Source organism: Levilactobacillus sp. HBUAS70063, from assembly GCF_038374745.1.
Classification (GTDB): Bacteria; Bacillota; Bacilli; order Lactobacillales; family Lactobacillaceae; genus Levilactobacillus.
This window is the reverse complement of sequence record NZ_JBANSM010000009.1, coordinates 36,101-49,903: the sequence shown is the minus strand read 5'-3', so window position 1 is coordinate 49,903 and position 13,803 is coordinate 36,101. Positions and strand designations below refer to the sequence as shown.

Sequence of the window (13,803 nt, the reverse complement as noted above, 5' to 3'; positions counted from 1 at the left end):
ACCGTCACAAGCAACGGTTACGCTACGACCAAGCACGTTGCGCCGCGTAACGGTCACGATAAGTCTTGGGCGTCATCAAGAAATGCTGCTTAAACGTGACAAAGAAGTTCTTTTCGGTCCGAAAGCCCGTCTTGGTGGCGATCGTCTGAATCGAATCGTCCGAGGTCATCAGCAATTCCGTGGCCCGTTCCAGCCGAATTTGACCCAGATAGGCCTTGGGCGAGATGCCCATATATTCCTTGAAATACCGGGAAAAATAAACACTGGAATAATTTAACTTGGCCGCTAAATCCGTGATAGAGACCGGGTCACCGTAGTTCTTCTGCAATTCACCCACGGCCTCGCGGAGCGGCTCGGGCAGTGGTAACTGATCATTATCAACCTGTCCATTAACTTTCAACTGCTTTAACATCTGACCCACTAATTGATACTCCGCACCAAGACTGGCGAGGTAATCTGCCTGACCATCCCGCTCGTGAATGGCGTTGTCCACCAGAACCCCGACGGCTTGCCCGATTCCCCGATAGGCCGCATCGTGAAGATCCAGATCGACTGGCCCCCAAATGGGCAGTTGCTCATTGTCCACGACGTTGCGGAGCCACGCCGAGGGCAGTAGGAGCGTGATAATCTGATTGTCTTCGTCCAGTAAGGTCTCGTAACTATGAATCACTTCGGAGTTAATCACGTAGACGTGACCCGCCGCCATTTCAAAAGTCGAGTTTCCAATATGAACCGTTCCTGGGTGCCCACAATACGGGTAGGCCAATTCGACCGCCTGATGCCAATGCGGCAATACCAATTTTGGACCAACCGTGCCGTGACTGATCACCCGTAACGGCAATTGCATGGTAAAATTTAAACGTTCATGATACGGCTGTGGCATGTTTGCTCCCCCATTTCTGTAAAACACAACCTCGTAAAGAAACCGAATTCATTCCTATTACCCCCAAGTAGACCAATCCCAATGAATCGTTTGTATCAATAGCATACCACGTAAACAACCAAGGTGGTTAAAATAAGTAACGCAATTCTTAAATTCCGGGATTATCCCGGCGATCAATCCCCGGTACAATGTAGTTGTACCATCAGATAAGGACCATTACCATTTCGTATGTGTGCCTTATCACCAACCACTGATAATCTCAGGAAAGTTATTGTATCCGTTGACTTACGCGTTACTGGGGGGTACTGCGTAACCAACGACGCGGTACCTTTTGGGTCGTACGTAGACAGCCGCGCAATTCGGTCGATCGCTTGGGGGAGCGGTCACCCGTCCAACAGTGCCGGTTCTGTGGGGAGAACCCGTATCACGAATTGCCCGGCCCATCGATAATGGCCATCGGAGGCTTTAGGGGGGACAGCTAGACCTAGTCTGGCTGTTTTTTTTCGGCCAAATAAAAAGGGTTTAGGCCCGACTGCCTAAACTCTTATGCCGCAATCCTAGATTAGTCAATTAAAGGTTGAAAGTAGAATCAACGCGCTGATTCGCGGAACGGCAGTGTTCTGTCCACTAAAATTAGTGAAACCAGAGGCCTACGCCTGCCAGGGGTTCCACCTGCTATGGGGGACACCTCCAGCCTGAGAGGCGGGCTTCCGGTTCGCTTGGTAGCCTTGTAAAACCCGCAAGTCTCCCAAGTCGCCCCACTCTGTAAGCTGAGAAAGAACCTCAGCTAACACCGTCGACACAGCTGGCTCCACCCCTGGCGATCTCCGGCGGGATGGTGTTTATCAGCAACACCGACGTTTATCGACAAATTAGTCGTTACGTCGGGTTAAGCCGCTGATTGCTGGTCAGCACTTTCGTAGCCGAGAGTGAGCCAAATAGGGGCTCAGCCGTGGGAGTTCCCTTAGTGGCACGGTTCATGCCGCTTAGGGAACTGGCGTCTTTGAGACGTGATTTTTCGACTCAAAGTGAGGTGTCGAGATCACACTGTGGCTCGGCCCGTCCGCCCACCGCGATCCAACCCATATTTGGCGAACGGTAAGGCGACCGCTTTCCACTGCGAAACTGTAAACGACTAAACTTAACGCCATGAGTTACGCGATGACCATAGTTTAGTCGATTTCTATCTTTCAACCTTTAGCTAGTCAAAACGCCATCCAAGAGTCGACTGGTTTCATTTCGCCCAGTCAACCGCTTCTCGACTCATTCCGGTTACTTCTCCGCCGCCGACTGCAACTGATCCGGCCGCTTCAACAGGAAGGCCATCAGGTAGGAAACGATCAGGAAGACCGAGACCACCAGGTACGGATAGTGCGGATTCATATCCAGCAACATCCCCGACATGATGGGGCCCACAATGTTTCCGACACTCGTCAACGACATGTTAAGGCCATTAATCAAGCCCTGATTGGATTCGCTGGCCTTGGTCAGCAGCGTCGTAATGGCCGGCCGCAACAGGTCAAACGCGGAGAAGATAATCAATGTGGCAATCATCACCGCCACCTTGCCGTGTGCCTGGGTAATCCAAACCACACAGATGGCCGCCAGGAAGAAACAGGCCCGGATAACCCGGCGCTCGCCCCACTTGCTGACCAGGGTATCAAACATCGCGACTTGTAAGAATAATGAGATTAACCCATTGAGGGTCAACACTAATGCGATGTTGCTCAGGCTAAAGTGGAAGACCTCGTTCACGTAGATACTGTAGATACTCTCGAACCCTTGCAGGCCGAACGAAGACACCAGAATCATCGTGAACAAGATGATAATCGGTACCGTCCAGAACTCCCGCGTCATGGGGTGCGCCGTGGGTTTAACCACCATTTCAGAGGGGGCCTCGGCATCGCGAATCTGGCTGGTCTCCGCATCACTCGGTAACAGGCTAATCAGGACAATCGCGCTGATTAAGCCCAATGCCCCGGCCGCCCAGAACGGCGTCTTGTAGCTGATACCGGCCAAGATTCCACCGATCCCGGGGCCCAGAATCAGACCTCCACTGAAGGCCGCCGATAGCCAGCCGATGACCCGGGCCCGCTGCCGTTTCGTGGTGATATCGGCCGCCAACGCCATCGCCGTGGGCACGACCATCGCCGCCGACAGGCCACCAATAATCCGCGAAATGTTGAAGACCATTAACTGGTTGGTCAAGGCGAACAGCACTTCGGAGGCCATGAAGAGAAAGAGGCCCGCAGTCAACACGGGCTTCCGGCCAATCTTATCGGACAATCGCCCAATTAAGGGTGACGCCACGAACTGAGCGAAGGCGAACAAGGCACTCATAATCCCCATGTCCGTCGCGGTTAAATGCAGTTGATTCTTCAAAAACGGCATCACCGGAATGACCAAACTAATTCCCAAACATACTAAAAATTCACTAAATACTAAAATAAAAATGGCCCGTCTCGTTTTCTTCGTCACGTGGCTCACCCCTTCTCGATATTTTTTACAACAATACGATAAATATATCAATATTTAGGGGCGCTTGTCTAACCTTTAGCTCATTTTCTCAGAAAAAGTTTATTTTTGCAGGGCCGCGGCCCATTGGCGATAGCGTTTCGCGAAATAACTCTCGCGCGGATACACCAGGTCCAAGTCGTGGCGGAGTTGCCCGGCCTGGAGCGGCAAGACCTTTAATTTTCCGGCTTGCAACGCGTCCGCCACCACCGACCGGTAGACGAAGCTCACGCCACTCCCCCGTAGCAAGATCTCGCGGATGGCGGCCAGATTGTTCACGGTGACCACCTGGGGGAATTCGGCAAAAGTCACGTTGGCCGCGTGGGCTAAATTCACCAGAATCTCGCGACTCCCCGACCCCACCTCGCGACTGATTAAGGGATAGGCCGTCAAATCCGCCCAGCTCACGGTCGGCTGCTGCGCCAACGGGTGGTCGGCGGCGACCACGCCCACGAACGGTTCCTGCCGGACAATCTCGTAGCCGTACTGCTGCTTATCGAAGTTGCCCTCAATCAGCGCAAAGTCACTGGTGCCCGCCGCAATGGCTCGGAGCGCATCCTGGGTATTGGTCACCTGACAATTGATGTCGCGATAATCCTGCTGCTGGAGAAGCGTGATGAGCTGCGGCGCTAGAAATTCGCTGAGCGAAAGCGTCGTGCTGAAGGTAACCTGTCGGGTCTTTTGTGGATGCTGCAGGGTCGTGACCACCTTGTCGGCCTGCACCTGCACCCGTTGGATAAAGGCCGCCAGTTCCAGACCGGCCGGCGTGATGGTCAAGTGGGGTCGTTCGTAGTGGACCAATTCTAAGTTCAGTTCCGTCTCCAAATTCTTAATCTGCTGTGAAACCGCGGGCTGACTAATATAAAGTTGCTGCGCGGTTTGCGTATAGGATTTCGTTGTCGCAAGGACCAAAAACGTTTGATACCGGTGATCGAGCATCGGTAAACCTCCTTGTCATAAGCTATCGTTATAGCCTTATTATTCATTCCAATTTTATCTTATAATCAACTTCCGGTAAACTAGGCGTAGACATTTTTGAGGAGGAGATTCATTTGGATATTCGGACAACTGTGGTGAGCCGGGGCTTTTGGCTGGCTTCCCTCTTAACTTTAGTCTGCGCCGTGGCGGGAAGCTTGCTGGCCCAACTGCCCTACCTGAATCTGGTGGGCGCGCTGGTCATTGCCCTGCTACTGGGCATGGCTTGTCAGGTTCAGCCCCAGGTTATCAACGCGAACCGGGCCGGGATTGGCTTCATCAGCAATAAATTCTTACGTTTAGGTATTATTCTACTTGGCTTCAAGCTCAACCTGGTTCAACTGGCCCAAGCCGGCGTCAAGACGATTACGCTCGCTGTCTTCGTGGTGACCGGCATGGTGCTACTGACCTACAACTTCAGCCGCAAGCTCGGCGTGGAAAAAGAACTCGCCATCCTGACGGCCACCGGGACCAGCATCTGTGGGGCCGCCGCCGTCATGGGCGTGTCTCCCCAGATTAAGGTCGCCGCGGACAAGGCCGAACGGCAACGGGAAAACGAAGTCCTCGCCGTGGCCATCGTCGCCATTTTAGGGACGGTCTTCACGTTGATTGAAATCGGACTGAAGCCCCTCTTGCATTTAACCGCCGTTCAATTCGGCGTTCTGACCGGGGGATCTCTTCATGAAATCGCCCACGCCGTCGCTGCCGGGAGTGCCGGTGGTCCAATCAGTCTGGACACCGCCATCATCACCAAGCTCTCCCGGGTGCTGTTGCTGGCCCCGGCCGCCCTCATCATTGGCTGGTGGTACCAACGGCAATCCCGTAAGGCTAACCCGGAAGCAGCCGCCAATCAAGGCCCAGCCAAGCTACCAATTCCTTGGTTCATGGCCGGCTTCATTCTGACCAGTATCATCGGGACCTTTCTGCCACTCGGCGATGTCGCGCTGGCCGGACTGGTCAAGCTCGCTTACATCTTCCTCGGCATGGCTATGGCCGCCTTGGGTATGAGCGTTAACTTCCGCGTCATCTTCCAGCGGGGCGGTAACGTCTTTCTCGCCGCAACCATCTCATCGGTTATCCTGATGACCTGCGTGACGATTGCCAGCAAGTTATTCTTCTAACCTTCAATCTTTAGGCCAAAATTAAAACGCGAGTAACTTTCCCATTTCCGGAAAGTTACTCGCGTTTTTTCATTTTTAGTTAACGACTACCGAACCCCGAGGCGTCGAAAGTCAGTTCGCCGCCACCGCGATGGCCGCAATAGGATTGCTGTGATGACCAGATAGACCACGACTGGCATCATATCCGCGGGTGATCCGCCGGCGGCACTCGTCGCGTGGGGCGTCAAAGCAACGATCATCACTGCCGTGTCTAATCCAAAGTGAAACAGCATCGCCCACAGCAGGCTCCCGGTCCGTAAATACAAGGCACTGAGGACCAGACCGAGGCCAAACGCCTGGACCATCTGCATCAGCGTCACGGGTAGACTCTGGTGTGTCAAGTTCATCGCATGACTCAGGCTAAACAACAAGCTACTGCCGAGCACCGCAACCCATAGTCGCCGCGTCAACCGTAGCCGTAAGCGTTGCAACAAGCCACCGAGTAGGATTCCCCGAAAGACGGTCTCTTCCAGTCCCGCTACCAGTAAACCTAGCGTGACGCGGACCGCTATCTTACCCACACCGATGTCCTGCGGAAATTTAATCATGGCCGCAACCACGAAAAAGGCCAGGAGTAATTCCGCCGGCCAAGTCATTAGCAGTTGCTGCCCCAGCGTGAATGGTGAGCGAAAGTTCAAGGATACGTGTACCCAATACCGATTGACTAACCCAATCACTAACAATGTGATGGCCTCTATTACCGTTGTCGTCGCTATCCGCGAGTGCGCCGTGGCAGAACCAGCGGTAAACAAAACACGAGCACCGTCATCACAAACCAAGGCACCAGCAATTGATAAACTGGTCGCCGTCTTTCTTGTTGCCAAAGTATCCCAACGTCCCCTTCCGATACAGTCCCAGTATACTGCTAACCCGGGTGAAAGGACATTCCGGTCGGTGAACTCCCCACCTTGTCGTTATAGGCAAAACGCTGCGTTCTGAGGGACATCGGCGACCACATTTTTCTTCACAGCCTTTAGCCGCTAAAGCTTTAAACTAACCCCACGGCTAGTTGAATCAAGTGCTGGAAAGTTCCGCTGTCCGCCATGATGTACAATCCGATTAAGATGTACACGGCAATGGTGATATAACGACCCTGTTTTTCCAAGACGTCCGCGACCTTGGGCAGGCAAGCCAGCCGGTAGCCAATTTCCCAGAAAATGACCACCATCACGGCAAACGTCGCGAGAATTAAAGGAATCGTGCTCGGTGCCACGGTCGTGAAGATGGGGACGTAAATGCCCACGTTGTCCGCGCCACAGGTAGCCATGGTAATCAGCGCCACGCTACCGATTAACCCCTGGGGACGGGCCACCTTATTGGCAATGGCGTCCGTATCGTCGTCATCCCCCTGAAACCATAACTTAATACCCAGGTAAATCGGAATCAGCCCTAACAATCCCAACAACCACGACGCCGGCACGAAGCCGAGGAAAAACGCAATGGCTAGAGAGCTGCCAACCAAGACGGTCGTGCCCAAAAGGTCACCGATTAGGACCAGCCAGCGGTCTTGATGCTTTACGCGACCGAAGATTACCATTAGAATAATTAAGTAGTCGAGTCCGGTGGAAATGTACGCCGTGACGCCCGTTAAAATTGTTTTCATTATGCGATCCTCTCCCCATACATGTTATCCATAACATATGTTATCATCTACATATGAAAGGAGCAAGTCTTTTATGCCGAATTCTACCGAAAAAGTCACCTTAATTGCTCCCCGGATGGTCCAAGCCTCTCAGACCATCTTCAAGTTACTGAGCAATCCCACGCGCCTACAGCTCCTCTACCTCCTCGAGCAAAAGGAACTCAACGTTAGTGAACTCAGCGACCTATTAACCGTGGAACAGTCGGTGATTTCCCATCAATTAGCCATGTTGAAGAAGGAACAACTGGTCGCGGTTCGCCGGGTGGGTAAGCAAAACTTTTACCGTTTGGATGATCCCCACATCTTGGACATCGTCAACGAGACCTTGGCCCACGTGGACCACGTCTTACGCGGGAAGACCCATGGGCATTAAAAATGACTTCGGAATTTTAAGATTCCGAAGCCATTTTTGTTTGATTGTGGTGTTTGGGAGATAACTGAGAAAGCCGAAATTAACTTGACTGGCGATACCGTTTTGGCGCGTTGTCCCTGATATCCCAGTCCTGGCGGCTTCCGAAACGAGTTCCGCAAGGGCAGACCCTTCCGCTTAGCAAAGATAAGCACCGGATCGGTTTCCACCTAACTGATTATATTGGCTGGGACCGTTGGGCTGGCGCTTTGCCTTTGATATCCCGGTCCTGGCGGCCTCTGAAACGAGTTCCGCAAGCCAGATTCCTGCGCTTAGAAAGCTAAGGGACTCCTGTTCGGCTTCGCCGGACAGGAGTCCCTTAGCTCCCTAATGCTCAGAACCTAAGCGCCTTGCTCCACTCTCTTACATCTTCATCCCCATCTTCTCATACGAACTCATTCCCGCGAGATGGAGGTCCTTCACATCAATTCCCCGCTCTTTAGCTACCGCGTTCATCAGTGTGTCCATATCCATCAGCTTATACGTTTGCGGATGGTCCGGGTCGTACGCTTCAATCTGGGCCATCATACCGCCGTCTTCGTGTTCGATGATGTGGCAGTGATACATGTAGACCCCCGTGTGGTCGAACCAGACCTTCAGCCGTACCGTTTCACCGGGGTTGACCCCGACCGTATCCTTGAAACCGTGTTCGTTTGGATACGGGTCGTGACCGTTCCGTGAGACCACGAGGAATTGCGTCCCGTGCATGTGGAACGGGTGGACCATCCCACCGTCCATGTCGTTGGTGTTGGTAACATCCCACAGTTCAACGTTACCGACCTTTTGCTTGGCATCGATCCGTTGCATTTCGAATTTCTTACCGTCAATCATGACCTGCTCGTCCATCCCGGACATGACGACCTTCCGGATTGGCGTGTCGGGTGTTACCTCTGGGTCGGGAATATCGACCAGATGCTCGGGCAGCGTCGTGGTGTCCGTTTCAAAGTCGTGGACCCGGAACCGAACCAACGGCACGTCGTCGGAATACAGCGTGACCGTATGACCCGGCGTGACCTTGCCAAAGTCCACGATGACTTCCGCCCGTTCGGCACAGGTCAACATCAGATGGGTAAATTCGACGGGTTCTGGCATCACACCGCCGTCCGAAGCCACCTGCGTAAATGGCAGGTCGTCGCTGAAATGTAACCGCCATTCCCGCCGGTTCGCCCCGTCCAAAATCCGCAGGCGAACGCGTTGCGTGGTCACGTCAAAGTAGGGATTGATCGTGCCATTAATCATCGGCGTTGGCCCTTGAACCCCGTCTGGGTCGTAGTCCGCGTCGTAATCCCACTGATTGTCTTCATGGAAACGCCGGTCCTGTAGAACCAACGGAATGTCATCGACCCCATAATTGCGAGGGAATGGGAGCTGGGCTTCTTGTTCATCGGTAACCAAGGCCAGCCCCGCTAAGCCGCGCCAAACCTGTTCGGCCGTCGATGGGCACGGGTGCGCGTGTAGCCACAGCGTAGCGGCCGGTTGATCGACCTTAAAGTCAATGTGGCGCGTTTGGCCGGGGTAAACCGGCGCGTGGCATCCGCCATCCGTGTAAGGGCCGGGAACATTTAGCCCGTGCCAGTGGAACGTGGTTAACTCGGGCAAACTATTCTTCAGGTCAATGTGGATGGTCTTACCTTTTGGAAAAACAATGGTTTGCCCCAATAAACTGCCGTTATACCCCCAGGTCTTGGTCTTCTTGCCTGGTAACAGCTGGGTCTCCCCCGCCTGCGCTTCGACCGTGTAGTACGTGTCGGTTGTGGTCTCCTTATCGGGCTTCAATAGCGGTGGAATCCGCAGTGGTTGTTGTGGGACGTTGGGTTCTTCCAGCGGAACGTAACCCCCATCGTGCGTGTTAAAAGCCGGTTCATCAAAGAAATAATCGGTGTTGATTGATTTTGTCATCTTTCAAGCTCCTCTTCGATTAGATTGGGCACACTGTCCAACTCCATGATACCGCATTCACTAACTGAAAGAAACGAATCGGAATAGGAAAAAACGTGGGACAGAAGGCGATTAATTCCCTCTAGTCTCACGTTTTTTATTTCGATACTCAGGGGATTAGGCCCCTTATCCTTCTCCCTAAATCTTCATTATCAACGATCGGTCCGGGCCCGCAACGCGTAAAGAATCGTGACGGTATCGACCACTTCTTGGAAGACTGCCCCGATAATTGCCGGAATCACACCGAAGCTCGCGATTAACATCAACCCCGTACAGATGAAGATGCCAATCAACACGGCCTGTTTGGCCACCCGCATGGTGTCGTGCGCAATCCCCCTGGCCGCACTCACCCGAGTTAAATCGTCCTTCAAGACCACCGCGTCGGCCGATTCGCTGGCCGCCGTGGCGCCGTGCGCCCCCATGGCAATCCCCACATCCGCGGTCGCCAGTGAGGGGGCATCGTTGATCCCGTCGCCGACCATCGCGACTGGACGTTGGTCGGCGGGTAAATCCGCCAGGACCTTAATCTTGTCGGCCGGTAAACATTCCGCATGAACCTGGTCGATACCGACCTCGCCGGCAATGGTTTCGGCAATCGGCCGGCGATCCCCGGAAATCATGACCAGGTGCTGGGCGCCGGCCGCTCGTAGCGCACTCATGGTCTCACGGGCTTCCGGTCGGACGCGGTCATTGAAGCTGACGTAGCCCTGATAAATTCCGGCGATGGCGACGTAAACCGCCGTTTGATCGGACTTCTCAACCGTTTCTTCGGTCACAAATGAACTCTTCCCCACGCGGATCTCCTGGCCATCCACCACCGCGGCGACCCCCTGCGCAGTCGTCTCGTTGACGTCCGTGGCGGGTAACAGCGGCGCTTGGGTGGCCGCAACCAGCGACTGCGCCAGGACGTGCCCGGAGTGCTGCTCGGTGCTGGCCGCCAGCTGCAGTAATTTTTCGGCCGGTAGCGCGGTGACCGGCACCACGCGGTCCACGACCAAGCGGCCCTGAGTAATCGTCCCGGTCTTGTCGAAGGCAAACGTCTTGACCTGCGCCAGCTTCTCCAGCGTAGTCCCGGTCTTAACGATAATCCCGTTTCGACTGGCCCGGCTCATCCCCGAGATGAGGGCAATCGGGGCCGCCAAGATCAGGGGACAAGGCGACGCCACCACCAGGACCTCGGCCAACCGAACGGGGTCGCCGGAGAAGTACCACGCTAATCCCGCAATCACATAGGCCAGTAGCGTAAAGGGTACGGCGTAGCGGTCCGCCATCCGGACGAACTTCGCCGGCTGAGCCTCGGCCTGTTTGACCAACCGAACAATGTTTTGATACTGACTGTTGTCGGCCGTCTGGTCCGCCCGCAGATAAACGGAAGCCTCGCCGTTAATACTCCCGGACATGACCGTTTCGCCGACCCGCTTATCAATCGGCCGGGCCTCCCCGGTTAGCGAGGCCTCGTTCACCGTCGTTGGCCCGGTCAATAGCGTGCCGTCGACCGGCATAACCTCGCCGGGCTTCACCAGCAAGCGGTCACCCACGGCCACCAGACTGACCGCGATATCCGTCAACGCTTCGCCATCCGCACGGTGAGCCGTCTGAGGCGAATTGTTCAGGAGCTCCTGTAATTCACTGTTGGCGCGACTGGCCGCAAAGTCTTCCAGCGCATCGCCCCCGGTCAACATCAGGAGCACAATCAACGCGGCCCAGTATTCTCCCACGGCTAACGTCGCAAGAACCGCCGTAATGGCCAGCAGGTCGACGCCGAACTTGCCAGAACGCAGAGTCCTAACCATCTCGACAAACATCACAATTGCCAGTAACAGGCCCAAGCCGGTAATCAGCAGTTGGGCCCATTTCGCCTGATGGCTCACGAACTGTAGCCACAGAGCCAGCACCCCTAAAATAATCACAAACCAGAATTGACGATATTGTCGTAATCGTTGCATCGTGGTCCCTCCCTAAGAATCATTCTTAACCAGAGTATACCAGAGCTTGTGTATTTTTCCACATGAGTTAGACTTCGACCTAAAAGAAAAGCGTGAGACCCAAGCCGTCTGGCCGGCGAGCATGAAGACCGATACCCAAATTATCTGGTTTAAGCGGAACTAGCTGCCCTTGTCGCCGATTTCAATGCCCGGTATTCGGCGACAAAAAGGCCTGAGACCTTTGTCCCAGACCTTCCGTTTCGCTTCAAATTTTATTGATGCCGACGTAAAACAACGCCCAATCCTAACGTTACCAGGGCCAGAGTGCCCCCGATCACGCTAGCTAAGCTCCCGCGATCATCGGTCTGGGGCAACTTGGTGTTGGTCGTCCGCGTCGTCCCGGGATTCTCGGTAGCGGTGGCCTTAGCCGTTGCTCTAGCAGCCTTAGCCTTGGCAGCGGCCGCCTTAGCAGCTTTAGCCTTGGCCTTCTTGGCAGCCTGTTGCTTAGCGGCTTCCTTAGCGGCCTCTTCTTTGGCCTCGTCTTCTTCACGAGCGGCCTCTTCCTCATCGGTTTCGGTGCCGCCATCGACATCGGTGGTCCCGGTGCCGGTGTCTTCATCCGTGTCGATACCGGGTTCATCGGTTTCGTTGGTGTCGCCACTCCCAGAACCGCTGTTGCCGTTAGACGAGGAGACTTTTCCGTTGGCCTCTTCGGAATTCTTATTGCCAGAGGTGCCACCGCCCCAGGTCATCACGGCATTGTTTCTGAATTTATAGCCGGAATCAATCAGGGAGGTGTCGGTCACCTTGGTGTAGTAGTCAATCACGACCAGGTTGTTGACGGTATTCTTAAATGACAAATCAAACCCTTGGTCGTTATATGTAATGTCGTAATCCGTGCCTTCGGTCATTGCGGGCTTCTCACGCTTGTAAGTCGTGGTCGTTTCCCAATGGCCATTGCTGACGGTCACCCCGTGAATCATTTCCTGGTTTGCACCAATCGTATCCTTGATGTCCAGGTTCTTCAGTTCAATCTCGCGCCGATCGACCAGAATCGTCCACTTGATGGTGCCGTCGTCCTGTAGGGTTCCCTTCTTGGAAAGGTTGGCTTCGTTGGCCACGATGTTGATTTCAGACGTGCTCGTCTTGCCATTTTCCAGCGGGAACACGACGTCCTTTTCACCCGTATCTTCGTAACGGTACTTGGTCATCATATTCAGGGTTAACTTGGCGTTGGTCTTGCCTTCCAGGGCATCGTTCATGGTAATCACCACGCCCTTATCGGAAATCACGGCCTCACCAATCACGGTGCCGTCCTGATCGTAAACCTTAAACGTATCGCCGGGCGTCTTGCCCTTTAAATTCTCTGGAAAATCCAGCGTAATCGTATCGCCATTGCTGATGGGTGTACTGCCGAAATCCAAGTTGTACTGCACATCAATCGTGTCGGCATGCTTAAAATCCGGTCCGTTCGTCACGCTGGCCGAGGTCGTAAAGTCCGCGCCATTGTGGTTGGTGGCGGCCTGCGCCAGTGTCGTTTGGCCGACGACTAATAGAAAGACTAAACTAAACAGCCCGATTAGCCATCGCCAAACTTTACTATTAAACTTCAAAAATATCCCCTCCCAAAACTTCTACGTAATCAAAGTATACGGCCTGTGCAACCGCTTGGCAATAGGTACCGGACAAGTTGTTGAAAATGGACGAAAAGCCCTGAGAGGCAACGAAGAAACCGGATACGGAAAATGGCGATAAAAAAAGGGAGCGGCCGAAGCCGTTCCCTTAAAAATTGATCAGTCTGTCAGTGGTTGTGCCGTTTAGCAAATCCGGGTTCCCAGCGTTTGCATTTCTTTCTTCAAATCCAACTCGGACTTCTCTTCAGCGGTGTAGGTGATTAGGCCCACTGCACTGTCGAGAATCCCGCTATCATCACGCAAGGACAGTTGGTTGAAGACGCGGTCCAAAACCAAGCCGTTACTCAGGTAAAGCTCGGTATCAGCGTTAGTCTTGATGTTCAAGCCGGCGTTGTTGTCTAAGGAAATGGCATAGTCGGGGTCGTCAGCGGTCAGCGCGACGAATTGGAATTTATCACCAATCGCACACGTTCCGCCCACCGTTGAATAACGGTTGGACCCGTCGTCCGTGGTTAACAACAGAACACTACCTGGTTGAATGTTTTCGGTCAGGTACGCTTTAGCTGCATCTTTAATTGTGATTTCCATTATTAGTTCCCTCTTTCCTGCCAATTAAGCCGCACTCAATTGTGCACAATCTACTATAACGTGATTGGACCCGTTTGTAAAACATTTCGCCTCAACAGTTGCTTTGTTAATTCATGAGGGCATGAAGCATTGCCA

General features: G+C 53.8%; 11 protein-coding genes. 2 read left to right on the top strand and 9 right to left on the bottom strand.

The window, feature by feature from the left end:
* Positions 1 to 22: 22 nt before the first annotated feature.
* From V8I28_RS12080 to V8I28_RS12070, 3 genes are all read right to left on the bottom strand, one after another.
* Positions 23 to 883: an AraC family transcriptional regulator gene (locus V8I28_RS12080; protein WP_341780346.1), complete on the bottom strand. Its 861-nt coding sequence runs from the start codon at positions 881 to 883 to the stop codon at positions 23 to 25.
* Between the two features lie 1,272 nt (positions 884 to 2,155).
* On the bottom strand, positions 2,156 to 3,361 hold the full coding sequence (locus V8I28_RS12075) for an MFS transporter (RefSeq protein ID WP_341780345.1): 1,206 nt from the start codon (positions 3,359 to 3,361) through the stop codon (positions 2,156 to 2,158).
* Positions 3,362 to 3,460: 99 nt separating this feature from the next.
* Positions 3,461 to 4,336 (bottom strand): LysR family transcriptional regulator, encoded by an 876-nt coding sequence (locus tag V8I28_RS12070; protein ID WP_341780344.1) that lies wholly within the window; start codon positions 4,334 to 4,336, stop codon positions 3,461 to 3,463.
* A 113-nt stretch (positions 4,337 to 4,449) separates the two neighbouring features.
* Between V8I28_RS12070 and V8I28_RS12065 the strand changes: the two genes are divergently transcribed.
* Complete coding sequence (locus V8I28_RS12065; protein ID WP_341780343.1) at positions 4,450 to 5,493, top strand: YeiH family protein; 1,044 nt, start codon at positions 4,450 to 4,452, stop codon at positions 5,491 to 5,493.
* A gap of 86 nt (positions 5,494 to 5,579) precedes the next feature.
* Here the strand turns inward: V8I28_RS12065 and V8I28_RS12060 are convergent, their stop codons facing one another.
* Together V8I28_RS12060 and V8I28_RS12055 are read right to left on the bottom strand one after the other, a co-directional pair.
* Positions 5,580 to 6,356, bottom strand: a complete 777-nt coding sequence (locus V8I28_RS12060; RefSeq protein ID WP_341780342.1) for a CPBP family intramembrane glutamic endopeptidase — start codon at positions 6,354 to 6,356, stop codon at positions 5,580 to 5,582.
* Positions 6,357 to 6,520: 164 nt separating this feature from the next.
* Positions 6,521 to 7,135, bottom strand: coding sequence for a cadmium resistance transporter (locus V8I28_RS12055; protein ID WP_341780341.1), 615 nt, complete (start codon positions 7,133 to 7,135; stop codon positions 6,521 to 6,523).
* 73 nt (positions 7,136 to 7,208) lie between these two features.
* Between V8I28_RS12055 and V8I28_RS12050 the strand changes: the two genes are divergently transcribed.
* Positions 7,209 to 7,547, top strand: coding sequence for an ArsR/SmtB family transcription factor (locus V8I28_RS12050; RefSeq protein WP_341780340.1), 339 nt, complete (start codon positions 7,209 to 7,211; stop codon positions 7,545 to 7,547).
* 399 nt (positions 7,548 to 7,946) lie between these two features.
* Here the strand turns inward: V8I28_RS12050 and V8I28_RS12045 are convergent, their stop codons facing one another.
* The 4 genes from V8I28_RS12045 to V8I28_RS12030 all read right to left on the bottom strand — a co-directional run bounded on the left by V8I28_RS12045 (position 7,947) and on the right by V8I28_RS12030 (position 13,668).
* Entirely contained in the window at positions 7,947 to 9,482 is a 1,536-nt protein-coding gene (locus V8I28_RS12045; RefSeq protein WP_341780339.1) for a multicopper oxidase family protein, read from the bottom strand.
* A 191-nt stretch (positions 9,483 to 9,673) separates the two neighbouring features.
* A complete protein-coding gene (locus V8I28_RS12040; RefSeq protein ID WP_341780338.1) occupies positions 9,674 to 11,467 on the bottom strand; it encodes a heavy metal translocating P-type ATPase in 1,794 nt (597 codons plus the stop codon).
* Positions 11,468 to 11,718: 251 nt separating this feature from the next.
* The gene (locus V8I28_RS12035; protein ID WP_341780337.1) at positions 11,719 to 13,059 is read right to left on the bottom strand and encodes a collagen binding domain-containing protein; all 1,341 of its coding nucleotides are present in this window, start codon (positions 13,057 to 13,059) and stop codon (positions 11,719 to 11,721) included.
* 204 nt (positions 13,060 to 13,263) lie between these two features.
* A complete protein-coding gene (locus V8I28_RS12030; protein ID WP_341780336.1) occupies positions 13,264 to 13,668 on the bottom strand; it encodes an iron-sulfur cluster biosynthesis family protein in 405 nt (134 codons plus the stop codon).
* Between the last annotated feature and the right edge of the window lie 135 nt (positions 13,669 to 13,803).